Genomic DNA, 24,325 nt, shown 5'->3' with positions numbered 1-24,325 from the left:
GACTTCGAACTCCTTATGACTGTCGCCAAGGCAGCGACTCTGCCCGCCAACCGGCGCCGCCGCGATGTCCCGCGGCGTCGATCGCTCCTTCAAATCCGTCCAGAATGTTGTACGCCTGCTGGTATCCGGCCGCCACCGCGGCCTCCGCGGCGCCGATCGACCGGTGACCCGACCGGCACAGGAACAGCAGTTCGTCGTCGGCGGCGACACCCGCCTCGCGCAACTGCTCGACGAAGCGCGGGTTCAGCGCGCCGTCGGGGTAGTCGATCCATTCGATGAGCAGTGCGCGCTTGCCGATCGACGCGAGGTCGGGCACGCCGACGAAGCTCCATTCGGCCTGCGTGCGGCAGTCCACCAGGACGGCCTTGGGGTTGGCGTTCAGCCGCTCCCACGCCTGGGCGCACGTGAGGTCGCCGGTGTAGCTCATCGGCCGCACACCTTCCACTCGTCGCCCTGCTTGACCAGGGTGAACTGCGTCTGCTGCTTGTCGCTCTCGGTCTTCTCCCGGTGCCAGTGGGCGGTCACCGTCGACTTGTCGCCGACCACCTCGACGTCCATGCTCGGGACGACGACCTTGCCGTCGGCGTCGTTGGCGGTGCGGTTCTGGTCGGCGAACTGGACCGACGTCGGGAAGTCGGGGGCGCTCTGATCCGACTCGCAGAACGAGTTCCGGTACTGGTCGTAGTTCAGGGTGCCCATGGCGCTGTACATGTCGTTGACCCGATGCTGAACGAGCGTCGAATCGGTCAGCCGCTCGTCGGCCGGATTCACCAGATTGATGATCAGTACACCGGCGAGCAGGGACAGCATCAGCGCGCCTGCGATGATCATCGGCAGCGCGGACTTCCAGGAGCGCGGCTGGTCGTCGTCGTCGTCGACTGCCGGCTGATCTTCGTTCATGACATCCGATTCTATCGGCCCGCTTCCTGCGGATTCGAAGTGCGTACGCCCCACGAGGAGAAGTCCAACGGGCCGGATTCGTCAATAGTTTTCGGCACCCAGAATCCAACTGAGGCATACCTCACACGGAAATTTTGGCGCTGGGCAATCACGACCTAACGTGGAAGGCAACCTACGTCAAACCAGCTGAGGAAGCACCTGCTCATGAGTGACAACAGCCGCCCGTTGCGGGTCGCGATCATCGGCGCCGGCCCGGCCGGCATCTACTGCGCTGACGCGCTGATGAAGTCCGAGACCGCGTCCGAGCGCGGCGTCAGCATCGACCTGTACGAGCGCATGCCCGCACCGTTCGGTCTGATCCGCTACGGCGTCGCCCCCGACCACCCGCGGATCAAGGGCATCATCACCGCGCTGCACAAGGTCCTCGACAAGCCGCAGGTCCGACTGCTGGGCAACATCAATTACGGCACCGACATCACGCTCGACGATCTGCGCAAGCACTACGACGCCATCGTCTTCTCCACCGGCGCCACCGACGACCGCGGCCTCAAGATCCCCGGCATCGACCTGGAGCGCAGCTACGGCGCCGCCGAGTTCGTCGCCTGGTACGACGGCCACCCCGACTTCTCGCGCGAATGGCCGCTGGAGCAGGAGAAGGTCGCCGTCATCGGTGTCGGCAACGTCGCGCTCGACGTGGCGCGCGTGCTCGCCAAGACCGGCGACGAACTGCTGCCGACCGAGATCCCGGACAACGTCTACCAGGGACTCAAGGCCAACAAGGCCCTCGAGGTGCACGTCTTCGGGCGTCGCGGACCGGCGCAGGCCAAGTTCACCCCGCTCGAGCTCAAGGAGCTCGACCACTCGCCGAACATCGAGGTCGTCGTCGACCCCGAGGACATCGAGTACGACGAGGGTTCGGCGGTCGCACGCCGGTCGAGCAAGATCACCGACCAGGTCGCGACGATCATCGAGAACTACGCGATCCACGAGCCCAAGCAGGGTGCCATCCACAAGCTGTTCCTGCACTTCTTCGAGAGCCCCGTCGAGATCCTCGGCGAGGACGGCAAGGTCGTCGGCCTGCGCACCGAGCGCACCGAGCTCGACGGCACCGGCAACGTCAAGGGCACCGGAAAGACCCGCGACTGGGACGTCACCGCCGTCTACCGCGCGGTCGGCTATCTGTCCGACAACCTGCCCGGCATCCCGTTCGACGACCAGGCCGGCGTGATCCCCAACGAGGCCGGCCGCGTCTTCGACGACGGCGCGCACCTCACCGGCCTGTACACCACCGGCTGGATCAAGCGCGGCCCCGTCGGCCTCATCGGCCACACCAAGGGCGACGCGAGCGAAACCGTCGAGTGCATCGTCGACGACATGAAGAACGACCGCCTGAACACGGCGGAGGACGCGTCCGAGTCCTCGATCATCGAGCTGCTCGAGTCGCGCGACATCCCGTTCACCACGTGGGACGGCTGGTACCGCCTCGACGAGCACGAGCGCAAGCTGGGCGAGGCCCAGGGCCGCGCGCGGGTGAAGGTCGTCGAGCGCGAGGACATGCTGGCCGCGTCGGAGCCCGACAAGGTGAACAAGGGCTGATCGTGAACAGGGGCTGATCGACAACAGGGGCTGATCGACGCGCCGCGAAAGCAGACAGTCAGGGAGGGCGACCATCGGTCGCCCTCCCTGACTGTTTCGTCACTGCTGCGCGGCTGCCGCCGACCCGCGGTCCGCGTGGAGCGGGCGGCCGCGGGGAGCGTCGGCGACTACGACGAGGACGACGACGAGCCGTTGGAGTCGGGGAGGATCCGCTGCGGCGAGGCGCGACGCACGTTCTGCCAGAAGCCGACGTTGTTCATCGGGTTCTCCACCTGCTCACCGATGGTGTAGCCGGAGATCGACGACGGCCAGCAGCCCTTCCAGGTGGTGTCGAACGCGATGTAGGTCTTGCCCGGCTTCAGGGTGCCGACCTTGGTGCCCGCCTTCTTGTCGGCCGGGACCCACTTGGTGGCACCGTTGAACTCGGTGACGGTGACGCCGGTCATGGTCGATCCGCCGATGTTCTTGACGCCCATCCAGCGGTGCATCTGCCAGACGGGGCCGTCCTTCCAGTTGGGGCCCCACATCTTGAAGGTGCAGCTGACGCCTCCGATGATCTGAAGGTCGCCGGGGGCGTTCGCATGCGCCTGCGGGGTCGCGACAAGTGCGCCTGCACCGATTGCGCCGGCGGCGGCGACGGTCGCCGCTGCACGGGTGAGGGTCTTCTTCATGTCAAGAGCCTTTCGTCGTTCGGGCGGTAGGTCGACTAACATCTCCCAACCCTTACCCCTGTATCGAGGCCACGACGCCAGATCGTTACCCGATCGTTCACAGATTCTCTTAAGTTAGGTAAGGTAACCCTTCGTGAAGAAGGGGTTTGGGGCGATCCTCCTGGTTTTCGCGATCGGACTGGCGTTCATCGCGTCCATCGCGGTCGGCGCGCGTGCCGTGCCGCCGGCGGAGGTGTGGAATGCGCTCGTCGGTGCACCGACCGTCGGCGACGATCTGCCCGTGCTCGTGCACAGCAGGCTGATCCGGACCGTCCTCGGTCTGGTGGTCGGACTGGCGATCGGCGCGGCCGGCGCCCTGACGCAGGGGCACACGCGCAATCCCCTGGCCGACCCGGGACTGCTCGGCGTCAACGCCGGCGCCGCGTGCGCCGTGGTGATCGGCGTCTTCGTCTTCGGCACGTCCGGTCCGCTGACCAACACGGTGCTGGCCCTCGTCGGCGCGTTGATCGCGGCCGCCGCCGTCTTCGGGCTCTCGGCCGTCACCGGCTCGTCGCCGTTGACCCTGGTCCTGGCCGGTGCGGGCATCACGGCCTGCCTCAGCGCGGTGTCGTCGGCGTTGGTCCTGTCCGACGGCGCCACCCTCGACACCTGGCGGTTCTGGAACGTCGGTGCGATCGCCGGCCGCGGCGCCGACGTGCTGTGGACCACGCTGCCGTTCATCGCCGTCGGACTGCTGCTGGCACTCGCCGGCGGCTGGTTCCTGAACCTGCTCAGCCTCGGCGACGACATGGCCACCGCGCTCGGCGGCCGCGTCGGCTTGGCCCGCGCCCTCGGCGTCGTCGGAATCGCGCTGCTGGCCGGCGCGGCGACCGCGGCCTGCGGTCCCATCGTCTTTCTGGGTCTGGTGGTCCCGCACGTGGCGCGCGTGTTCACCGGCCCCGACTACCGCTGGATCGTCCCCTACTCGGCGCTCGCGGGCGCCCTGCTGATCCTGGTCTGCGACGTCCTCGGCCGCGTCATCGCACGCCCCGGGGAGGCGCAGGTCAGCGTCGTGCTGGCGTTGATCGGCGGCCCGATGCTCATGCTCATGGTCCGACGCAGGAGGCTGCCGACCGTATGACCGTCACCGCTCCCCCGTCGCACCCCGTGCCGACACGTCCGACGACCCTGCGGCTGGGACCGACCGTCTGGGTGATCCGGCCGCGCCTGGTCACGTGCAGCGTGACCGCGGTCGTGGTCGCCGTCGGCCTGGTCCTGGTCGGTCTGTCGGTCGGCTTCACCGGCCCGGTCGACGCCGCCCGCATCCTCCTCGGCGGGGGACGGGCGGCGGAGAACATCGTCGTCTTCGACGATCTGCTGCCGCGGGTGCTGATCGCCGCCCTCGCCGGTTTCGGCTTGGGACTGGCCGGTTGTCTGACGCAGGTGGTGACGCGCAATCCGCTGGCCACGCCCGACATGCTCGGCATCACCTCGGGCGCCGGAGCGGGCGCGGTGCTGGCGCTGACCTCGTCGACCACCGGTTTCGGCGCCGTGTTCACCCGGTTGGGGGGGCCGACGTCGGCGCTGCTCGGCGGACTGGTGACGGCCGCGGCGATGTACGCGCTGGCGTGGAGCCGCGGCCAGGTCGTCACGAGCACCCTGCGTCTGATCCTGATCGGCGTGGGCATGACGTGGATGATGCAGGCCGTCATCGGCTACCTGATCTCGCGCGCCGACGTCCACGACGCGGGCACCGCGCAGACCTGGCTGGTCGGCTCGCTCGCCGACACCGGTTGGCGTTCGGTCCCCGCGGCCGCGATCGCCGCCGCCCTCGGCATCGGGTGGACCGCGTTCACCGGCCGCGCACTGATCGTCAGCGGGCTCGGCCCCGACACCTCCCGGGGCCTCGGGGTCCGCCTCGGGGTCGTGACGTACGGAACCCTCGTGGCCGCCGTCGTCGTCGCCTCGCTGGCGGTCTCCGCGGCCGGTCCGATCGCCTTCGTCGGGCTCGTCGCCCCGCAGATCGCGCTGCGCCTGGCCCGCAGCGCCTCGCCGACACCGGTCTTCTCCGGTCTCGTCGGTGCCTGCATGGTGCTGGCCGCCGACGTCGCCTGTCGGTCGGTGCTGCCCGGCGGTCTCCCCGTCGGCGTGGTGACCGCGGCGATCGGCGGCCCGTTCCTCGTGTACCTGATCGTGCAGACCGCGCGAGGATCAAGCGTGTAGGTTTTGCCCACCTGGTGGACAAAACCTGCACGGTTAACCGCTGACCACCGCGTTTTCGGCGTTGTCCACAGAATTCGCCGATTCATCCACAACCGCCTCGTTCCCCTTCCGCGACGCCGTCGGCTCGGTCAGAGTCGTCACCCATGGGGACGGCGACGACGGGGAATGCACGACTCGACCGGCTGCTCGCAGCGCAGAACGGCGTCGTCACCCGGCGGCAGGTGCTCGGCTGCGGGCTCGATCAGGCGGTCTTCGACGCCGCGCCGGCCGCGCTCAGTCACCGGTCCGCGCTCACCGCCGCCGGCCTCGAGACCGGGCGCGGCACCGATCGGATCCAACTCGTCGTCGCGGCCGGCCGCCATGTGACGCCTCGGCCCGGCGGCGTCGTCCGACGGTGCGGTCGGTTCGCCGAGATCGCGCTCCTGGACGCTCATCCGCCGCGGGTGCGGCTGGAGGAGTCGGTGCTCGACGTGGCCGCGTCCGCGTCCGACGAGTTGGCGATCGTCGCTGTCCTGTCCGACGCGGTGCAGTCCCGTCGGACGACCGCCTGCTCGACGCCCTCGCGCGCCGCACCCGGATGCCGTACCGCGCGTTCGTCGCACAGGTCCTCGCCGATGTCCGCGAAGGCACCTGCTCGGCGCTGGAGCACCGCTACCTCACCCACGTCGAACGGGCACACGGGCTGCCCACGCCGGTCCGACAAGCGCCGACCGAATCCGGGCGGCCCGGCTTCCGCGACATCGCGTACCCCGAGTACCGGCTGGTCATCGAGCTCGACGGACGCCTGTTCCACAGTGAATCGGTCTCCCGCGACCGAGATCTGGAGCGCGACCTGGACGCCGCGGTCGGCGAACTCCTGCAGTCGGTGCGGCTCGGGTGGGGGCAGGGCGCGGTCCGTGTGTGCCAGGCGGCCCGCAAGGTCGCCGAACTGCTGCGGCGACGGGGCCGGTCGGGCACCCCGCACCCGTGCGCGACGCCGGGCTGCCCGGTCCGCTGAGTCAAGCGCGCGGGTTTTGACCACCTGGTGGTCAAAACCCGCACGCCTGATCCGAAACGCTAGAAGTGCCGCGGCGGAGGCGGCCCGGCCGGCCGCTGTCCGCCGGGTCCGACGGGGCCGCGCGGACCCGGCTGCACCATCGGCCCGGGGCGGTGCGGCGGGCCGGGCGGCATCGGCGGGCGAGGCATCGGCGGCGCCTCGCGCCGGATCGGCTGCTCCGGGAGGCGGACGACGCGGGTCTGCGCCGCCATCATGTCGGTGGCGACCTCGTCGGCGGGCGACGACGCCGTCTGCGGCCGCGACTGGGCGGACGCCCCATCTGCGGACGCCCCATCTGCGGACGCCTCGTCGGCGGGCAGCGGGTCGGCGGCGTCGGCGGGCAGCGGCGTCACCGCGGACGCCGCTCGGACGGCCTTGCGGCGCGCCAGCTCCGGGTTCGCCGCGGCGGCGACCGCGACCCCCATCCGACGACGAGCGAAACTCTCCGGCTTGCCGAACAGACGCAGGTCGACGTCCGGGTCGGCGAGGGCGTCGGCGACCCCGGCGAACTTGATCGCGGCGGCGTCGTGCCGACCGTAGATCACCGCCGACGCGCCCGGACTGCGCAGCATCGTGTTGACCGGCAGACCGAGCACCGCGCGGGCGTGCAGTTCGAACTCCGACAGCCGCTGCGTCGCCAGCGTCACCAGGCCGGTGTCGTGCGGACGCGGGCTGACCTCGGAGAAGTACACGTCGTCGCCCTTGATGAACAGTTCGACGCCGAACACGCCGCGACCGCTCAGGCCGGTGGTGTCGGCCGGATCGCCCATCGCGGTCGCGATGCGCGCGGCGATCGAGCGCGCCGCGTCGTAGGCGACGCGGCTCATCGGCTGCGGCTGCCAGCTCTCCACGTAGTCGCCGTCCACCTGACGATGCCCGATCGGGTCGCAGAAGTAGGTGGCCAGCCGACCGGTCGCCGGGTCGACCGCCCGCACGGTCAGCAGGGTGATCTCATAGTCGAACTCGACGAAGCCTTCGACGATCACCCGATCGTTGTTCACGCGGGCGCCGGTGCGCGCGAACTCCCACGCCGCGTCGACGTCGTCGGCGGACCGGACCACCGACTGCCCCTTGCCCGACGACGACATCACCGGCTTCACCACGCACGGGAAGCCCACACTCGACACCGCCGTCCGCATCTCCTCCAGCGAACCGGCGAATAGGTACGGCGAGGTCGGCAGACCCAGCTCCTCGTCGGCGAGCCGGCGGATGCGTTCGCGGTCGAGGGTCGCCGAGACCGCCTTGGCGCTCGGGATCACCTCGGCGACGCCCTCGGCCTCCACCGCTTCGACCGCCTCGGTGGCGATGGCCTCGATCTCGGGCAGCACGTAATTCGGCCGATGCTTGTCGATGACGGCCCGCACCTGCGCCGCGTCGGTCATGTCGATCACCTCGGCGTGGTGCGCCACCTGGTGCGCGGGCGCGTCGGCATAGCGGTCCACCGCGATCACCTCGACGCCCAGACGCTGCAGCGCGATCGTCACTTCCTTGCCCAACTCCCCCGACCCGAGGAGCAACACCTTCACCGCGGTCGGACTCAACGGCGTTCCGATCACCTTTGCAACCATGAGAAAAAGTCTACGGGGCGAACCGGACACCGGCCGCGCGCTGCTCACCCACGCGAATGACGACTCGGCGCCGATACACTCGGGCCATGTCCGGTTGGGAGGTTCCGCAAGCGGCCGCGCGGATTCGAGACCATTGGGACCGGTTGTCGGCGCCGACGGCCGACGTCGCCGGCCCGTTCTCGTCCGACGGCCTGCCCGATCCCGCCCGCCGCTGGCTGCGACACGCGATCGCGCCCGGCACCCCGCCGTCTCGCGCCGTGCTGCTGACGATGCACGGGAGAATCCGGATCGGATCGTGGCGGACCTTCGATGCCAGGCAGGTCATCGTCCCGTCAGCCGGGTTCATCTGGGCCGCCGACACCCGGATCGCGGGCCTGCCGGTCCGCGGATACGACCGCTACCGCAGCCCCGGGTACGGCGAGATGAGCTGGCGGGTGATGGGAGCGATCCCGCTCGTCCACGACGACTCCGCCGACATCGCGCGCAGCGCGGCCGGCCGACTGGCCGCCGAATCGATCTTCGTCCCCACCGCGCTGACCGGCGCGCAATGGCTGCCCGACACCGACTCGACCGTCGTCCTACGGCACCGGATCGATGCATTCACCTCCGACGTGACGCTGACCGTCGCCGACGACGGCGCCCTGCAGGCGGTGACGATGAAGCGATGGGGCCGACCGCCCGGTCGCGCGGTCGGCAATCACGACTTCCGCGCCCGGATCCTCGCCGAGGGCACCTTCGGCGGTCTCACCGTTCCGACGGAGGTCCGCGTCGGCTGGCCGACCGCCACCGACGACGGCGACTTCTTCTGCGCGACCATCACCGCCGCCGACCACCGCTGATCCCCGACGGTCCGAGCCGAGGACTCAAGCCGGCGTGAAGATCTCGGTCGGTTCGGCGCGGCCGCGCAGGGTGACCGTGGTGCGCGGTGCCCACCGCGACAGCTCGGGCTCGTGTGCGGCGTCCACCACGCGCGCCGACGCGAACGGCAGTCGGGGCTCCGCCTTGGCCTCCTCCGACAGTCGGGCGCTCTCGTTGACCGGGTCGCCGATCACCGTGTACTCGAATCGCTGGATCGCGCCCACGTTGCCCGCGACAACGTTGCCGTAGCTGACGCCGATGCCGGCTTTCAGCTCCGGCACCTCGGCGGCCAGCCGGTCGGCGATCGTCCGCGACGCGGCCAACGCCGAACCCGCCGGATCCTCGATCTTCAGCGGCGCCCCGAAGATGGCGAGGACGGCGTCGCCCTCGAATTTGTTGACCAGGCCGCGCTGCTCCTCGACGGCCTCGACGATCACTTGGAAGAACCGGTTCAGCACGTCGACCACCTCGGTGGGAGTGTGTTCGGTCGCCAGTGCGGTGGAGCCGATCACGTCGACGAAGACGACGGCGACGGTCCGTTCGGCACCGCCGAGTTCGGGGTCGCGTCGCAGGGCCGCCGCGGCGACGTCGCGCCCGACGTGGCGGCCGAAGATGTCGCGCATCCGTTCCTGCTCGCGCAGTCCGGCGACCATCGTGTTGAATCCGTACTGCAGCTCGCCCAGTTCGGAGGCGTCGTAGACCACCACGTCGACATCGGGGCCAACGTCGCCGCCGCGGACCCTGGCCATGCCGCTCTGGACGTTCCGGATCGGCCCGGTGACATCCCACGCGAACAGCACGGTCGCCAGCAGGCCGACGCCGCCGGCCACCATGACGAGCACGGTCACCGAGATGAACAGGCTCGCCAACGACACGTTGCCGCCGACCGCGACGAACAGGACGACGATGAAGATGCCGCTGAGCGGGACGCCGGTGCCGATGGCCCACGAGCTCAGCGCGCGCGAGCGCACCGAACTGCCGCGCACCGGGATGCCCGCCTGCATGATCCGCGCGTACACCGGCCGTAGCAGGACGTCGATGAAGACGTTGACCACCGCCGTCACCACCACGCCGCTCATCAGGATGATGAGCACCACTTTGGGCACGAGAGTGAGGTCGACGACGCCGTACCAGGTCCCCAGCAGCACCGCGGCGCCCGCCCACAGCAGGCCCTGCAGGGCGGTGAGACCGCGCCGGGCGCGCACCGTGCGGCGTGCGTCCTTGAGCGTCGGGATCTGATCGTTGATCGACCACTTCAGCGACCGGACGGTCATCACCGTGCCGATCACGACGCCGAAGACCATCGCGCCGACGATGTAGATCGGCAGCGCGACGGCATTGGCCCACAGCAGGTCCCGCCGCAGGAAGGTCGGCTCCGGGATCCCGACCACCGCCAGGGCGATGGCGATCCCGATGCCGATGGTCTGCGCGATGACCACGACCGAGGTCAGCAGCAGCTGAATCCGCACCCGCTGCCGGCGCGGTCCCTCGTCGACCGCGCCGAGCAGCGTGGAGCCGTAGTCGCGGCTCAGTCCGCGTCTGGTCACCGGAGCCGACTCATCGCTGCCGCCGACTCGTCGCCGTCGGTCAGACGAACTCGTGCCGGACGATCGTCTCGTCACGGCCCGGGCCGACGCCGATGCACGAGATCCGCGCACCCGACAGTTCTTCGAGTCGATGCACGTAGTCCTGCGCGTTCTTCGGCAGTTCCTCGAACGTCCGGCAGTGCGTGATGTCCTCCCACCAGCCGGGCAGGTTCTCATAGATCGGCTTGGCGTGGTGGATGCCGGTCTGCGTCATCGGCCACTCGTCGACCCGCTCACCGTCGACCTCGTAACCGACGCAGATCGGCACCTGGTCCAGGCCCGACAGGACGTCGAGCTTGGTGAGGAAGTAGTCGGTGATGCCGTTGACGCGCGTGGCGTACCGGGCGATGACGGCGTCGAACCAGCCGCAGCGTCGGGCCCGACCGGTGGTCACGCCCACTTCGCCGCCGTGCTTGGCCAGGTACTCGCCCCACTCGTCGAACAGTTCGGTGGGGAACGGACCCTCGCCGACGCGCGTGGTGTACGCCTTCAGGATGCCCAGGACCGTGGTGATCTTGGTGGGGCCGATGCCCGATCCGACGGACGCGCCGCCCGCGGTGGGGTTCGACGAGGTCACGTACGGGTAGGTGCCGTGGTCGACGTCGAGCAGGGTGCCCTGGGAGCCCTCCAGCAGCACGGTCTCGCCGCGCTCGAGCGCCTGGTTCAGCAGCAGCTGGGTGTCGGCGATCCGGTGCTTGAAGCCCTCGGCGAGCTCCAGCGTCTCGTCGACCACCTGCGCGACCTCGAGGCCCTTGCGGTTGTAGATCTTGGTGAGGATCTGGTTCTTGATCTCCAGGGCGGCCTCGACCTTCTGGGCGAGGATCTTCTCGTCCAGCACGTCGGCGACGCGGACGCCCACGCGGGCGATCTTGTCCTGGTAGCACGGGCCGATGCCGCGACCGGTGGTGCCGATCTTGCTGTTGCCCAGGAACCGCTCGGTGACCTTGTCGATCGCCACGTGGTACGGCATCAGCAGATGCGCGTCCGCGGACAGCATGAGCGCCGAGGTGTCGACGTCGCGGTCCTCGAGGCCCTTGAGTTCGGTCAGCAGAACGCTCGGGTCGACGACGACGCCGTTGGCGATCACGTTGTTCACGCCGGGCGTCAGAATCCCCGAGGGGATCAGATGCAGCGCGAACTTCTCGCCGTTCGGCAGAACGACGGTGTGACCCGCGTTGTTTCCGCCCTGGTAGCGCACCACCCACTGCAGCTTCCCGCCCAGCAGATCAGTCGCCTTACCCTTGCCTTCGTCGCCCCACTGGGCGCCGATAAGCACAATCGCAGCCATATCAGGTGCTCCTCCTAACGTGCTCACCCTACTGGGTCGCGCCCGATTCGTTGCCCTCAGGCGCGTATACCCTTGTCAGGGTGTCCTCTCTGCTGATCGCGATCGGCCCCGGCGACGACGTCCCGTCGGCCCTGACCCGCCGCCTGTCGAGCCTGCTCGATCTCCACGCTCCGACGCGACTGATCGTCTCACCCGGCACTGACACGACCATGGCGCCGGACCTGTTCCTGTCGCGCGTGGTGGCCGCCCTGATGAAGCTGGAGCGGCTCGACGTCGAGGTCGCCTATCTCGCCCCGCACGCCACCGCGGCCACCCGACGCTACGGCCTGCCCCACGGCGAGGCCGCCAGGCAGCTCGCCGAAACCGGTACCGCACAGGAGCTTCCGCTGATCCGCGACGACGCGGCGACCGTCCTCGTCGGACGGGCTCGGCACCTGGGCGCCGCCGGCGAGAAGTTGCACGGCGAGTGCATCGCCGATTCCGAGGTGATCTTCGACGGCACCGCGCGCGCCGTGGAGATCGAGCCGCTGCCCGTGGCACCGGGGGTGCGCGGGCGTCTGGCGCGGCGGCTGCCCGGCGGCTGGAAGACCGGTCGGGCGGTGCAGACCGGCGGCACCAATCTGATCGTCGAACGCGAGGGCGAGGTGACCGATCGGGTGGTGAAGCGCTCGACCTTCTACCGCCACCACGTCGACTGGCTGCTGGTGCGACCATGACCACCCCCGCCGTCGCCGCCCTGAAGTCGGTGCGCCCGGGCCCGGTCTTCCTCGGCCTGTGCGCGGCGTTCGGCGTCGGCGTCTACCTGCTGCTGCAGTCCGGCTCGCAGCGCAGCGCCCTGGGCATGTTCGGCGCGCTGCTGTTCGTGCTCAGCGGCTGGGTGATCTCACTGTCGCTCCACGAGTTCGCGCACGCCTTCACCGCGTTCCGGTACGGCGACCGGTCGGCGCAGATCCGCGGCTACCTGACGCTCAACCCGCTCAAATACACCCACGCCGGGCTGTCGATCGGGCTGCCGCTGCTGATCGTCGCGCTCGGCGGCATCGGCTTCCCGGGCGGCGCGGTGTACCTGAACACGGCGGGTTTCACGCGCGCGCAGCGCACCCGGGTGTCGCTGGCCGGCCCGGCAACCAACCTGATGCTCGGTCTGGCGCTGCTGGCGGTCCTGACCTTCACCGAGCCGTCGGCCCGCAATCTGAACCTGTGGGCGGCGACGGCCGCGCTCGCCTTCCTGCAGTTGACGGCGACGCTGCTGAACATCATCCCGATGCCGGGCTTCGACGGCTACGGCGCGATCGAGCCGTACCTGTCGCCGCAGACGCGGTTCACCGCGGAGAAGATCGCGCCCTTCGGGTTCCTGATCATCTTCCTGCTGTTGTTCATCCCGCAGCTCAACCGAGCCTTCTTCTCGGTGATCTACCAGGTCTTCGACGTCTTCGGGATCGACCCGGGCTTCGTCGGGTACGGCATCAGGCTGTTCGCGTTCTGGCTCTGACCCGCGCTCACCAGGTGAGCGTCTCGCACTGGCCTCCCGCACCGGGCCGCTCCACCTGAACGGTGGCGTGCTCGAGGCCGTGTGCGGCGAAGACTCCCTGGGCCGCGGCCAGCGCGTCGCAGTGGTCGCCGGAGCTGCGCAGGTGCACGGTCGCCACGTCCATCCCGGTGGTGACCGACCAGACGTGCAGGTCGTGGACGTCGAGCACCTCGGGCAGCTCCTCCAGTTCGCGGCGCAGCTCGTCGAGGTCGACGCTCTGCGGCGCCTGCTGGTTGAGGATCTTGAGCGCGTCGAGCGCCAGCTTCACCGCGCGCGGCACCACCCACAGGGCGATGAGCACGGCGACGATGAGGTCGGCGTAACCCCACCCGGTGGTCATGGCGACGACGCCGGCGATCAGCACGCCCACGCTGCCGACGGCGTCGGCGAGCACCTCGAGGTAGGCGCCGCGCACGGCGAGCGACTTGTCGGAGTCGGTGCGCAGCAGCGACATGACGACGATGTTGGCGATCAACCCGAGCGTCGCGACGACGATCATCGGCAGTCCGGGCACCTCGGGATTCGTCCCGATCCGCTCGATCGCCTCGTACAGAACGTAGGCGCCCACTCCGAGCAGCAGGAGTGCGTTGACCACCGCGGTGAACACCTCGGCGCGATACCAGCCGAAGCTGCGGCCGTCGGTGACGCTGCCGTGCCGCGCCAGCAGCAGGGCGACCATGCCCATCGACAGCGCGACGAGGTCGGTCGCCATGTGCCCGGCGTCGGCGACCAGGGCGAGCGACCCGAACATCAGGCCCGCCACCAGCTCGACGACGAAGAAGGTTCCGATCAGCCCCAGCGAGACGGCCAGCGGCCAGATCCGCCGGTGTGCGGCGTCGGGACGGGCCAGGTCCGCAGCGGTGGGCCCGTGAGAATGTCCGTGGTCATGTTCAGCACCCATGACCTCAATATATGCGTACTTACGCATATATTGCAAGGCATGGAGCTCCGGTCGGCGAGACGACGCCGCTCAGCGGTTCAGGTGCAGCTGCGCGATCGCCGAGGACCGCTTGAGACCGGCGACCATCAGCAGGTCCACCAGCAGCGACCGCAGTTCCACCAGCAGCGCCGCCTCCGACAGGTCTTCGACGTCGTCGGCCAGCGAGGTCCGCGCCTTCCGCACCACCGATCGCACCGCGCGGGCCGCGTCCGCCTGGTCGGGTTCCTGCCCCGGCTCGGCGAGCATCATCCGGCGCAGCACCTCGAAGACGTCGCCGATGTCGTCGATGATGTCGATCATCGGCTGCTCCACCTCGATGCCGCGCTGGGTGAGCCCGAGCGCGCGACGGGTGACGACGCGGAAGTTGCGGACGGCGTTGTCGATCGGATCGGCCGTCGCGGCGATCTTGCGCAGCCGGTTGCGCGAGGCCCAGTAGAGCGGCGAGAGCGTGCCGACCTCGCGGCCGGCGAGCACGTCTGCGCGCAGGGTGTCGATGGCCGCCTGGGTCCCTCGCGCCCGCGCCAACACCCGGTAGACGGCGTCCTCGTCGCGGGCGTGCAGGGCGCTGGCGAGGTCGTGGCTCAGGTCGCGGAAGGTGTCGAGGATCCCCGCCGCGTCACGCCGCGCGCGCCGCGCCGGATTGATCGGGACCAGCGCCCCCACCACGATGCCGATCAACCCGCCGACCAGCGCGTCGATGGCCCGCTCGTAGCCAGCGACGTCCCCGGGCGGCAGGAGCGTCGCGACCAGCACCGCCGACGACGCCGCCTGCGTCGGAAGCATCGGCCCCTTGTCGACGAACACGGCCACGGCCATCGCGGCGGCGACCACCACGCTGATCTGCCAGGCGCCCGATCCGATCTCGCTGATGACCAGATCGCCCACCAGGATGCCGATCGACACTCCGACGATCAGCTCGACCGACCGGCGCCACCGGCGGGCCAACGACAGTCCCAGCGAGGCGACGGCCGCGATGGGCGCGAAGAAGGGCCGGGAGTGATGCAGCACCTCGAGCGCGACGAACCACGCCAGGCCCGCTGCGATGGCGCACTGCGTGATCGGGACCAGCGACAACCAGAGTCGTCGGATGCGTGTGCCGAGGACCGGGTGCATCCCCTGCACCGCCTGCGAGCCGAGATCTCGCACGGTGAGCCGTTCGTCCGGCTCCTTCTCGGCGGGCTCGTCTACCGACACGCCGCGGCCCCGTCGTTCAGTTCAGGCCCAGTTCCTTGATGGCGCGCGGATCGCTGTCGTTGAGCAGATCCAGGCAACGCAGGTACTCGTCTTCCTCGCCGACCGCCTGCGCCGACCGTGCCAGCGCGCCGACGCAGCGCAGGAAGCCGCGGTTCTCCTCGTGGCTCCACGGCACCGGACCGAAGCCCTTCCAGCCGTTGCGGCGCAGCTGATCCAGGCCGCGGTGGTAACCGGTCCGCGCGTAGGCGTACGCCGCGACGACGCGTGCGAGGTCGGGTTCGGCGCCGTCGAAGGCACCGCTGAGCGAGGCCTCGGCGAGGTGGGCCCAGGCGATCGAGGCCGACGGGTGAGCGGCCGCGACGGCCGCGGGGTCGGTGCCGTTCAGCAATGCCGACTCGGCTTCGTCGTCGCCGGGCAGAAGCGTGGGCTGGGGTCCGAGCAGATCTCCGAATGACGTCACACCATCATTCAATCATTGACCTCCGACGCGCCGAAGAAGTCCGATCCGGACAGGTCCGATATCCTAGCGCTTGCGCGTCTAGCATCACCGACCCGACGAACATTGGAACTTGACTAAATGTCTGATTCGGACAACGACAACTCGGCGGCCATCGACAAGGCCGTCGACGCCTTCCGCGCCCAGCGAGAGCAGGGCAAGGCGAGTGCGCCGGAGGCAGACACCGATTCCGCGGCGGCGGCAGCCGAGCCGACCCCGGTGACCAAACTCGACGACAGCCCGACGCCCCGCGGCGGCGGCAGCTCGGATGCCCCGACCAAGGCGTTCAAGATTCCGGCCGCGCTGCTCGCCGAAGCCACGGCGAACCGGGACGCCGACAAGTCCGCGCTGGTGGAGCAGAGCGTCGTCGGCGAGCCGCTGTCGACCGAGCCGGCCGCCGAGCCCGCCCCCGGTGAGGCAGACCCCGACGAGGCGGAAGCTGCCGAGGCCGACGCGACCGCCGACACCGTCGAAGTCAAGAACGCGATCGTCGAGCAGGCCGTCGAGCTGCCGTCCCACGATGCCGCTCCGACCAAGAAGATCGCCGCCGAGGAGGTCGCCAGTGCGGCAGCGGCGACCGCCGCCGTGGCGACCCCGTCGTCCGCCGGGTCCGACAGCCCGACCGTGCCGATCCCGACGCCGAAGCAGCCGGCCGAGGCGACGCCCGCCGGGCCGACGCCGGCCGAGAAGCCCGCACCGCAGGTGGTCGCGCCCGCGCAGGCGACCGACGCCAAGCGCGGCCGCGGCAAACTGGCCGCGATTCTGGCCGCGGTCGCCATCGTCATCGTCGCGATCGCCGTCGGCCTCTGGTACGCGCTGGTCGGCAGCTCGACCGAGCACAAGGTCGCCGACGCCGCCAAGAGCTACCAGGACGCCATGGCCTCGGGCGACCTCGGCAAGCTGCGCGACGTCACCTGCGGCGAGGAGAACGCCTACTACGCCGACGTGTCGGACGCCGACTTCGCCAAGGCCGTCGCCGCGCAGAAGAACCGCAATCAGCTGATGACCTTCGACGACGTCAAGGCCGTCCAGGTCAACGGCGACACCGCCCGCGTCGGCGTCGACATGTACCCGTCCGGCGACCCGGCCAAGACGGTCGCCGCGCAGATCACCCTGCACAACGTCGGCGGCACGTGGAAGGTCTGCAAGCAGCCGTAGATCGTATCGACCGCACCGAGCCGAGATGGCAGAGGAGGGGCGCCCGGATCACTCCGGGCGCCCCTCCTCTGCTGCGCTGTCGAGCTCGCTGTGCAGACGCGGCGTCAGCGACCGATCGTCTTGCCCGACGAGCCGAGGTCGTTGCAGGCCTCGATGACGCGCTCGGTCATGCTCGCCTCCGCCTTCTTGAGGTAGCTGCGGGGGTCGTAGACCTTCTTGTTGCCGACCTCGCCGTCGACCTTCAGGACGCCGTCGTAGTTGCCGAACATGTGGCCGGCGACCGGGCGGGTGAAGGCGTACTGGGTGTCGGTGTCGACGTTCATCTTGATGACGCCGTAGCCGACGGCCTCTTCGATCTCACTCTTGGCCGAGCCCGAGCCGCCGTGGAAGACGAAGTCGAAGGGCTTGGCGTCGGCGTCGAGGCCGAGCTTGGCGATGGCGGCGTCCTGGCCCTCCTTGAGGACGGCGGGACGCAGCTTGACGTTGCCGGGCTTGTAGACGCCGTGAACGTTGCCGAAGGTCGCGGCGAGCAGGTACTGGCCCTTCTCACCGGTGCCGAGGGCGTCGACCGTCTTCTCGAAGTCCTCGACCGAGGTGTACAGCTTGTCGTTGATCTCGGCCTCGACGCCGTCCTCTTCGCCGCCGACGACGCCGATCTCGACCTCGAGGATGATGTTGGCCTCGTTGGTCTTGTCGAGCAGTTCCTTGGCGATCTCGAGGTTCTCGTCGATCGGGATGGCCGAGCCGTCCCACATGTGGGACTGGAACAGCGGGCTCTGACCGTTGGCGACGCGCTCACGCGAGATCTCGATCAGCGGGCGGACGAAGGTGTCGAGCTTGTCCTTCGGGCAGTGGTCGGTGTGCAGGGCGATCGTGACGTCGTACTTGTCGGCGATCACGTGCGCGAACTCCGCCAGTGCGACCGCGCCGGTGACCATGTCCTTGACGCCCAGGCCCGAACCGAACTCGGCGCCGCCGGTGGAGAACTGGATGATCCCGTCGCTGCCTGCGTCGGCGAAGCCCTTGATGGCGGCGTTGATCGTCTCCGACGAGGTGCAGTTGATCGCGGGGAACGCGTACCCTTCCTTCTTCGCCTTGGCGAGCATCTCGGCGTACTTGTCGGGGGTTGCGATAGGCATTCTCACGTCCTGTCGAGCAGGTGGATGTTTTCCACGCTTAGTATGGGGGTACCACCCCAGTTTGCCAGGTCCGCTGCCGGCCCGGGCCGGTCCCCCGCGTTCGGTGCGTTAAGGGTGTTGGAAGGTTTGCCCGGTAAAGTCGGAGCACGTGATCGACACTCTTCTCGCCGAGACCGCCACCAACGTGGCCCTGATGCCCGGCTTCATGGACCCGTTCAACCTGATCGGCTACTTCGGTGCCGCCGCTTTCTGGGGCCTGCTGCTGGTCATCTTCATCGAATCGGGCGTCCTGTTCCCGGTGCTTCCGGGCGACTCGCTGCTGTTCGTCGCGGGTCTCATCGCCGCGGGAAGTGCCACCGCCGAGCACGCCGAGAAGGTCGCCGACTCCGGCCTGACCCTGTGGCCGCTGGTGATCGGGGTGCCCATCGCGGGCATCCTGGGCGGCCAGGTGGGCTATTGGATCGGCCGCTACGTCGGCACGTCCATGTTCAAGCCGAACGCCCGCTTCCTCAAGCAGCGCTACCTCGACGAGGCGCACGTGTTCTTCGAGAAGCACGGTCCGATCATGATCTTCCTGGCGCGTTTCGTGCCGATCGTGCGCACCCTGGCCCCGATCGTCGCCGGCGCGGCCAAGATGAAGTTCGTCGTCTTCAGCATCTACAACATCGTCGGCGCGATCGTCTGGGGTGCGGGCATCGTCTTCCTCGGCTACTGGCTCGGCCAGTTCGAGATCGTCCAGAAGCTCATCGAGCCGATCTTCATCCTCATCGTCCTGCTGTCGGTGCTGCCGATGATCATCGAGTGGCTGCGCCGCCGCCGCGCGGGCCAGTCCGAGACGGCCGTCGAACTGGACTGACACCGAACTCCGGGTTCCCGCGGGCCGACGCCCGTCGATCACACACGGGCCGCGTCGGCTGCCCGGATGGTGAGCACCGCCTCGCAGGTCCCGCCTGATGCAGGTTTGAAGGTCCGCCCAGCAGCCCGATTCGCGCCGACCGGCGTGTCGGCGGAACCGGATCGGCGCCCGCTGCGTCCAATCCGATATGGGGGACTCAGGGGACGTCGCGGCCTTCCTCGCCACGCACGACGGGATCATCACCGCACCGCAGGCCTATGCGCTCGGGTTGTCGCGGGAGGAGATCCGCGGTCGCGTCGCGCGCGGTGAGTGGCTGGTTCCGGCACGTGGGATCTATCGGTCCGCGGCCAACGACTACTCCGAGGCGGCGATGGTTCGGATGGTCGTGCTCGCCTACCGGGGCGTCGCCGATCGCGGCACGGCGGCGTGGTGGCACGGCATGCTCACGGAACTGCCCGTCGGGATCACGTTGTCGTGCCGGTCGGCGCGGACCGACCTCCCGTCGTCCGTGCCCGTGCGGGCCACGCGTCGTTCGTACGATCCGCGCGACGTCCGCCTGGTGCGCGACCTCGCGGTGACCGCCAAACCGTTGACCGCGCTCATGACGACGGTCGACCTGCCCGACGGCACGGCCTTCCTCGATCGCATGCTCCAAGTCGGCGCGGTCGATCTCGCCGGTCTGCAACGCGCTGCCGACGATCACGCGGGCATGCGCGGCATCGGCATGGCACGCCGCATCCTGGCCGTCGCCTCCTCCGACAGCGAGTCGGAGGCCGAACGCCTCTTCGTCCGCCTCCTCGAGGAGCGGGGAGTCACCGGATGGGTGCAGCAGTACCGGACCGGACGTTGGCGCCTCGACTTCGCCTGGCCCGAGCGGCGGGTGGCCGTCGAGATCTCCGGCTGGGCGTTTCACCGCACCTCACGACGCCACGGAAACGACCTCGCCAAGGCCAACCACCTCGAGCACGAACGATGGCGGGAGCTGCAGTTCGACTGGCACATGCTCAACGACTCCGGCGCCGGCTGTGTTCAGCAGGTCATCGACCTGTTGAACGCCTCCGACCACTGCGCTTCCTGAACTTTCGTCGAACTACGGGGCGTGGAGACCCTTTAGTCGACGAAACTTCGTCCAGGGACTGACCAGGCGTGGTCGAGATCGGCGTGGTTCGCGATCCAGGTGTGCATGACGATCCCGGCGGCCACCCCGGCGTTGATGCTGCGCGTGGAGCCGAACTGGGCGATCGACACGGTGAGGTCGGCGCGGTCCTGGGTCTGCTCGCTCACCCCGGGCCCCTCCTGCCCGAAGACCAGCAGGCAGCGGCGCGGCAGCCTCGTGCGCTCCAGCGGCACCGAACCGGGCGTGTTGTCGACCGCGACCACGGTCAGCTCGTTCGTTCGCGCCCAGGCCATCAGCTCGTCGACGGTGTCGTGGTGCCGCAGGTGCTGGTAGCGGTCGGTGACCATGGCGCCGCGCCGATTCCAGCGTCGGCGCCCGACGATGTGGACCTCGGCGGCCATGAACGCGTTCGCGGTGCGGACGACGGTGCCGATGTTGGCGTCGTGCCCCCAGTTCTCGATCGCGACGTGGAAGTCGTGGCGGCGGGTGTCGAGATCGGCGACGATCGCCTCGCGTGTCCAGTACCGATAGGCGTCGACGACATTGCGCCGATCGCCGTCGGCGAGGAGGTCGGGGTCGTAGCGCGGATCGTCGGGCAGCGGGGCGCCGCGCTCGGCGAGCCACGGTCCGACGCCGACGGCGGGCCCGACCCCGGTGATCCACTCGGTGGGACCGGCGCTGGATTCGCCCGCTCCGGGCTCGACCGCCGCCGACCCGCCGGGTCCCGGCTGATCAGAACCGGACCGGTCGGGCCCGGATCGGTCAGGCCCAGATCGGTCAGGCAAGGCCGAGGTCGGCGAGGTTCAGCAGCGAACGGTAGGGCACGCCCAGCGCGGTGATGACGGCGTCGGCGCCGGTCGCGCGGTCGACGACGGTCACGACTCCGACCACCTCGGCGCCCGCCTCGCGGGCCGCCTCGACGGCCTGCGACGGGGACGCCCCGGTGGTGGACGTATCTTCGACGACCAGGACTCGTCGGCCGGTGATGTCCGGGCCTTCGATCCGGCGCTGCATGCCGTGGGTCTTGGCGGCCTTGCGGACGACGAACGAGTCGATGGCCCGACCGTCGGCGTGCATGATCGACGTGGCGACCGGGTCGGCGCCGAGGGTGAGTCCGCCGACCGAGGCGTAGTCCCAGTCCGCGGTCATCTCGCGCATCAACTGGCCGATCAGCCGGCTCGCCTCGGCGTGGAGGGTCGCGCGGCGCAGGTCGACGTAGTAGTCGGCGATCTTGCCCGACGACAGCGTCACCTTGCCGTGCACCACCGCCAGTTCGGAGACGAGTTCGGCCAGGCGCGCGCGGGCCGCGGGGTCGACAGCGGGAACGGCATCGGACATCGGTCACCAGCTCCTAGGAAAAGTCCGGGAAAGAAAAGGGTGGGGAGGATCTGCGGCGAGGCGCCGTCAGCGCTGCCGAGGGTCGTTCAGCGGCGGCAGGTCGGGCGGCGAGAAGCGGTCGCGGCCGGTGCGCGGCTCGGCGGCCGGGCGGGGCGCCGGTCGGCGGATCGGCTCGATCCGCGAGGTGCCGGTCGGCTCCGCGCGGCGCGGCTCGGCCGGGCGCGGCTGCGTCGGGCGCGGGGTGGCGTCGAGGCGCGACGGCCGCGGTTCGGCCGCGGCCTCCTCGGCGCGGCGCCGACGTTCCTTGTCGCGCAGCGACTCGGTCTTCTCGTCGGCCAGTTCCTCGTTGGTGGGGCCGTGCGGATCGCGCGGGTCGGGCGCGTCCTGCAGGACGGTCGCCGGCGGCAGCACCCGGAGCAGGTCGGCGAAGCGGCGGACCGCGTCGAGCGCGACGTCCAGGCGTTCCTCGTCGGTGGTGACGGGCATCGCGCCGAGCGCCCAGTTGCCCTCGTTCCACAGGATCTCGACGTAGGCCGGCGTGTCGGTGGCGAGGGTGACCATGCGGCGATCGCAGATGCGGCGGGCCGCGTCGAGGTTGCTGGCGAACATGACGCGCGAGCCCATCGCGCCGAGCAGGTCGACATCGTCCTCGGCCGGCGCCAGCACGTCCTCGTACCGCAGGTCGACGGTGACCGCGGAGGCCGCGGGCCGTCGAACGGCGACGACGGTGGCGGTCTCTTCGAGATCGAAGACCACGGCTTCGACGCCCTCGTACATCCCGTATGCGACATCACGCACCTGGACGTGCTCCGGGGCGTCCATCGCTGCGCGGTGGAACACGGTGCGCAGCTTGCTGTCGGTTTCGCGGAACTTGAAGGAATGCGTCTCGCCCCACACAGCACGCTGGTGGTGAACCTGTTGCGACCGGTTCCGGTCCAGCCACAACAGAGCGCCCGCCCCAGCCAGGGCGAGCACTGCAATCACGAAATACACAATGGCCATCGGGCATAGCCTACTATCGAGGGCCGCGTGTGCGCCCGACGACTCGTAGCTGTAAGGAGAATGGCCCGATGATCCCCCGATCGCGCGATGTCGTCGACTCGCTCGCCTCGTCCGTCGATCCCGCCGCGATCGAGGCGCTGACATGTGCGCTGGTCGCCGAGCCCAGCGTCAATCCCGGCGGCACCGAGGCGTCGGCCGTCGACGTGCTGGCGCGAGCCTGCCGCGACGCCGGTTTCGAGGTGGAGGTCACCGAAGCGGCCCCCGGACGCCCGAACCTGGTCGCGACCGTCAACGGCGCCGCCACCGGTCCCGGACTGATGTTCCTCGGTCACTCCGACGTGGTGCCGCCCGGCCCGGGCTGGTCGGCCGATCCGTTCGTTCCCCGCAGGCGGGGCGACCTGATCATCGGCCGGGGCACCAGCGACATGAAGGGCGGCATCGCCTCGGCGGTCGCCGCGATGACCGTCATCGGGCGGGCCGTGGCGCAGGGCGTGGCCGTCTCCGGGCCGGTGCGCCTGGTGGTGACGGTCGACGAGGAGGAGCACGGCGTCGGGATCGCGCACCTGCTGAAGAATCCGCCGCCCGGTGAGCACGTCGGCTGCATCGTCGCCGAGCCGACCCGGCTCGACGTGGTCCGCGGATGCCGCGGGGCGTCGTACTTCGACATCTCCGTGACCGGCCGCGCCGCGCACTCGGGTCGGCCAAGCGACGGAGTCAGCGCGATCGCCGCCGCGGCGAAGGTGATCGGACTGATCGGCGACGATCAGCGGGCGATGGCGGCCGACCCGGACCCGCTGCTCGGCCACGGCACCTGGAATGTGGGGACCATTGAAGGCGGACAAGGGATTTCGGTGGTGGCACCGGACTGCTCGATGGGCATCGACCGCCGGTTGATGCCGGGCGAGGACGTCGTCGAGATCGGACGCGTGCTGTCGGCGAAGATCCGCGACGCGGGCATCGAAGACGGCGGCGTCAGCGTCACCGTCACGCCCACCATGTACCTGCCCGGGTTCGCGACCGCCGCCGATCATCCGATCGTCACCGCTACCGCGCAGGCCGTCCGCGACTGCGGCGCGCCCAGCGAGGTGGGCGGGTGGACGGCCGCGTGCGACGGCGGGTGGACCAGTACCGCGCTCGGCATCCCGACGGTGGTGATGGGTCCCGGCGACATCAACGGCCAGGCGCATCAGCCCGACGAGTCGGTGTCGCTGACGGAGTTGGTGACCGCCGCGCAGGCCTACGTGCGCGTCGCGCTGGCCCTGCTGTAAACCCATCGCCGACCCGCCTCCCGGCCCGATTCGCGAACACCGGCAACGGTAGGGTTGCCCGAAAGATGCCGAATCCACCTGTTCGGGTGGGCATCAGGGGAGGAAGAAATGAAGAAGACCTTGACGACTGCGATCGCGGTCATGCTGACGCTGGTCGCCGCGATCGGCGTCAGCGTCGTCGGTGCCGGAACGGCCGAGGCCAAATGGCGCCCGACACCGATGTACTACAACATTTACGGCAACGAGATCTGGGCCGGGGGCGACTGCCGGGGATCGATGGGGATCGGCATCCGCAACGATCCCGCCAAGCCGGGCAAGATCCAGGTGACGGCCCGCAGTCACGGATTCGTCAAGGACGGCTGCACGGTCGGCTTGAAGGTCTACTGGATCAACGGTGCCTTCCCGCTCGGCGGCGAGCGGCATTTCAAGATCCGCAGCTCCCGCAAGGCCGGAAAACTGCTGCTGCAGAAGGAGATCTGGATCGGCTCCGGTCTGGCGCTCGTCGGTGTCGGCAACATCTACGCGCTGCAGAAGCCGATCAGCGGCTACATCTGGATTCCGTAGCGGCCCGTCGGACGCGC

At 69.6% G+C, this 24,325-nt stretch carries 26 protein-coding genes; 12 read left to right on the top strand and 14 right to left on the bottom strand.

Annotation, left to right across the window (positions count from 1 at the left end; translation table 11 throughout):
• Positions 1 to 13: 13 nt before the first annotated feature.
• On the bottom strand, positions 14 to 427 hold the full coding sequence (locus tag AAFO60_RS15295) for a rhodanese-like domain-containing protein (RefSeq protein WP_347957076.1): 414 nt from the start codon (positions 425 to 427) through the stop codon (positions 14 to 16).
• On the bottom strand, positions 424 to 900 hold the full coding sequence (locus AAFO60_RS15290) for a hypothetical protein (RefSeq protein ID WP_347957075.1): 477 nt from the start codon (positions 898 to 900) through the stop codon (positions 424 to 426). Before AAFO60_RS15290 ends, AAFO60_RS15295 begins: the two co-directional genes overlap by 4 nt.
• A gap of 204 nt (positions 901 to 1,104) precedes the next feature.
• On the opposite strand from AAFO60_RS15290, the gene AAFO60_RS15285 reads away from it, so the two are divergent.
• Complete coding sequence (locus tag AAFO60_RS15285) at positions 1,105 to 2,496, top strand: FAD-dependent oxidoreductase (protein WP_347957074.1); 1,392 nt, start codon at positions 1,105 to 1,107, stop codon at positions 2,494 to 2,496.
• 167 nt (positions 2,497 to 2,663) lie between these two features.
• Here AAFO60_RS15285 and AAFO60_RS15280 read toward each other — a convergent pair whose 3' ends face one another.
• On the bottom strand, positions 2,664 to 3,167 hold the full coding sequence (locus AAFO60_RS15280) for a hypothetical protein (protein WP_347957073.1): 504 nt from the start codon (positions 3,165 to 3,167) through the stop codon (positions 2,664 to 2,666).
• A gap of 133 nt (positions 3,168 to 3,300) precedes the next feature.
• Between AAFO60_RS15280 and AAFO60_RS15275 the strand changes: the two genes are divergently transcribed.
• Complete coding sequence (locus AAFO60_RS15275; protein WP_347957072.1) at positions 3,301 to 4,287, top strand: FecCD family ABC transporter permease; 987 nt, start codon at positions 3,301 to 3,303, stop codon at positions 4,285 to 4,287.
• A complete protein-coding gene (locus AAFO60_RS15270) occupies positions 4,284 to 5,369 on the top strand; it encodes a FecCD family ABC transporter permease (protein ID WP_347957071.1) in 1,086 nt (361 codons plus the stop codon). Before AAFO60_RS15275 ends, AAFO60_RS15270 begins: the two co-directional genes overlap by 4 nt.
• A gap of 137 nt (positions 5,370 to 5,506) precedes the next feature.
• Here AAFO60_RS15270 and AAFO60_RS15265 read toward each other — a convergent pair whose 3' ends face one another.
• The gene (locus AAFO60_RS15265) at positions 5,507 to 5,803 is read right to left on the bottom strand and encodes a hypothetical protein (protein WP_347957070.1); all 297 of its coding nucleotides are present in this window, start codon (positions 5,801 to 5,803) and stop codon (positions 5,507 to 5,509) included.
• A 143-nt stretch (positions 5,804 to 5,946) separates the two neighbouring features.
• Between AAFO60_RS15265 and AAFO60_RS15260 the strand changes: the two genes are divergently transcribed.
• Entirely contained in the window at positions 5,947 to 6,366 is a 420-nt protein-coding gene (locus AAFO60_RS15260; RefSeq protein WP_347957069.1) for a hypothetical protein, read from the top strand.
• Between the two features lie 59 nt (positions 6,367 to 6,425).
• Here AAFO60_RS15260 and purT read toward each other — a convergent pair whose 3' ends face one another.
• Positions 6,426 to 7,973, bottom strand: coding sequence for a formate-dependent phosphoribosylglycinamide formyltransferase (gene purT, locus AAFO60_RS15255; protein WP_347957068.1), 1,548 nt, complete (start codon positions 7,971 to 7,973; stop codon positions 6,426 to 6,428).
• Positions 7,974 to 8,059: 86 nt separating this feature from the next.
• Here purT and AAFO60_RS15250 point away from each other — a divergent pair, with 86 nt between their 5' ends.
• On the top strand, positions 8,060 to 8,812 hold the full coding sequence (locus AAFO60_RS15250) for a DUF6544 family protein (protein ID WP_347957067.1): 753 nt from the start codon (positions 8,060 to 8,062) through the stop codon (positions 8,810 to 8,812).
• 24 nt (positions 8,813 to 8,836) lie between these two features.
• Here the strand turns inward: AAFO60_RS15250 and AAFO60_RS15245 are convergent, their stop codons facing one another.
• Both AAFO60_RS15245 and AAFO60_RS15240 read right to left on the bottom strand, forming a co-directional pair.
• Positions 8,837 to 10,378, bottom strand: a complete 1,542-nt coding sequence (locus AAFO60_RS15245) for an adenylate/guanylate cyclase domain-containing protein (protein ID WP_347957066.1) — start codon at positions 10,376 to 10,378, stop codon at positions 8,837 to 8,839.
• 40 nt (positions 10,379 to 10,418) lie between these two features.
• Positions 10,419 to 11,705 (bottom strand): adenylosuccinate synthase, encoded by a 1,287-nt coding sequence (locus tag AAFO60_RS15240; protein ID WP_347957065.1) that lies wholly within the window; start codon positions 11,703 to 11,705, stop codon positions 10,419 to 10,421.
• An 80-nt stretch (positions 11,706 to 11,785) separates the two neighbouring features.
• Here AAFO60_RS15240 and AAFO60_RS15235 point away from each other — a divergent pair, with 80 nt between their 5' ends.
• Both AAFO60_RS15235 and AAFO60_RS15230 read left to right on the top strand, forming a co-directional pair.
• On the top strand, positions 11,786 to 12,421 hold the full coding sequence (locus tag AAFO60_RS15235; protein WP_347957064.1) for a hypothetical protein: 636 nt from the start codon (positions 11,786 to 11,788) through the stop codon (positions 12,419 to 12,421).
• Complete coding sequence (locus AAFO60_RS15230) at positions 12,418 to 13,197, top strand: site-2 protease family protein (RefSeq protein WP_347957063.1); 780 nt, start codon at positions 12,418 to 12,420, stop codon at positions 13,195 to 13,197. The genes AAFO60_RS15235 and AAFO60_RS15230 overlap by 4 nt, the downstream gene beginning before the upstream one ends.
• A gap of 7 nt (positions 13,198 to 13,204) precedes the next feature.
• On the opposite strand, the gene AAFO60_RS15225 is transcribed toward AAFO60_RS15230, so the two are convergent.
• From AAFO60_RS15225 to AAFO60_RS15215, 3 genes are all read right to left on the bottom strand, one after another.
• On the bottom strand, positions 13,205 to 14,137 hold the full coding sequence (locus AAFO60_RS15225; RefSeq protein WP_347957062.1) for a cation diffusion facilitator family transporter: 933 nt from the start codon (positions 14,135 to 14,137) through the stop codon (positions 13,205 to 13,207).
• A 69-nt stretch (positions 14,138 to 14,206) separates the two neighbouring features.
• Complete coding sequence (locus AAFO60_RS15220) at positions 14,207 to 15,289, bottom strand: FUSC family protein (protein ID WP_347957086.1); 1,083 nt, start codon at positions 15,287 to 15,289, stop codon at positions 14,207 to 14,209.
• A 97-nt stretch (positions 15,290 to 15,386) separates the two neighbouring features.
• Positions 15,387 to 15,830: a DUF3151 domain-containing protein gene (locus tag AAFO60_RS15215; protein WP_347957061.1), complete on the bottom strand. Its 444-nt coding sequence runs from the start codon at positions 15,828 to 15,830 to the stop codon at positions 15,387 to 15,389.
• Between the two features lie 117 nt (positions 15,831 to 15,947).
• Between AAFO60_RS15215 and AAFO60_RS15210 the strand changes: the two genes are divergently transcribed.
• Positions 15,948 to 17,024, top strand: coding sequence for a hypothetical protein (locus AAFO60_RS15210; RefSeq protein ID WP_347957060.1), 1,077 nt, complete (start codon positions 15,948 to 15,950; stop codon positions 17,022 to 17,024).
• A 104-nt stretch (positions 17,025 to 17,128) separates the two neighbouring features.
• On the opposite strand, the gene fbaA is transcribed toward AAFO60_RS15210, so the two are convergent.
• The gene (fbaA, locus tag AAFO60_RS15205) at positions 17,129 to 18,163 is read right to left on the bottom strand and encodes a class II fructose-bisphosphate aldolase (protein ID WP_347957059.1); all 1,035 of its coding nucleotides are present in this window, start codon (positions 18,161 to 18,163) and stop codon (positions 17,129 to 17,131) included.
• A gap of 148 nt (positions 18,164 to 18,311) precedes the next feature.
• Here fbaA and AAFO60_RS15200 point away from each other — a divergent pair, with 148 nt between their 5' ends.
• Positions 18,312 to 19,019 carry a DedA family protein gene (locus tag AAFO60_RS15200; protein WP_347957058.1) on the top strand — a complete coding sequence of 236 codons (708 nt, stop codon included), beginning with the start codon at positions 18,312 to 18,314 and terminating at the stop codon, positions 19,017 to 19,019.
• A gap of 187 nt (positions 19,020 to 19,206) precedes the next feature.
• A complete protein-coding gene (locus AAFO60_RS15195) occupies positions 19,207 to 20,097 on the top strand; it encodes a type IV toxin-antitoxin system AbiEi family antitoxin domain-containing protein (protein ID WP_347957057.1) in 891 nt (296 codons plus the stop codon).
• Positions 20,098 to 20,129: 32 nt separating this feature from the next.
• On the opposite strand, the gene AAFO60_RS15190 is transcribed toward AAFO60_RS15195, so the two are convergent.
• The 3 genes from AAFO60_RS15190 to AAFO60_RS15180 form a co-directional block, all read right to left on the bottom strand.
• Positions 20,130 to 20,795, bottom strand: coding sequence for a TrmH family RNA methyltransferase (locus AAFO60_RS15190; protein ID WP_347957085.1), 666 nt, complete (start codon positions 20,793 to 20,795; stop codon positions 20,130 to 20,132).
• Between the two features lie 118 nt (positions 20,796 to 20,913).
• Complete coding sequence (gene pyrE, locus AAFO60_RS15185; RefSeq protein WP_347957056.1) at positions 20,914 to 21,474, bottom strand: orotate phosphoribosyltransferase; 561 nt, start codon at positions 21,472 to 21,474, stop codon at positions 20,914 to 20,916.
• 66 nt (positions 21,475 to 21,540) lie between these two features.
• Positions 21,541 to 22,476 (bottom strand): hypothetical protein, encoded by a 936-nt coding sequence (locus tag AAFO60_RS15180; protein ID WP_347957055.1) that lies wholly within the window; start codon positions 22,474 to 22,476, stop codon positions 21,541 to 21,543.
• A 68-nt stretch (positions 22,477 to 22,544) separates the two neighbouring features.
• Here AAFO60_RS15180 and AAFO60_RS15175 point away from each other — a divergent pair, with 68 nt between their 5' ends.
• Entirely contained in the window at positions 22,545 to 23,744 is a 1,200-nt protein-coding gene (locus tag AAFO60_RS15175; RefSeq protein ID WP_347957054.1) for a M20 family metallopeptidase, read from the top strand.
• Positions 23,745 to 23,852: 108 nt separating this feature from the next.
• Positions 23,853 to 24,308, top strand: coding sequence for a hypothetical protein (locus tag AAFO60_RS15170; protein WP_347957053.1), 456 nt, complete (start codon positions 23,853 to 23,855; stop codon positions 24,306 to 24,308).
• Positions 24,309 to 24,325 lie beyond the last annotated feature (17 nt).

The organism is Gordonia aichiensis, assembly GCF_039946255.1.
In the GTDB taxonomy this organism is placed as follows: Bacteria; Actinomycetota; Actinomycetes; order Mycobacteriales; family Mycobacteriaceae; genus Gordonia; species Gordonia aichiensis_A.
This window is presented reverse-complemented; position numbering and strand designations above follow the sequence as displayed.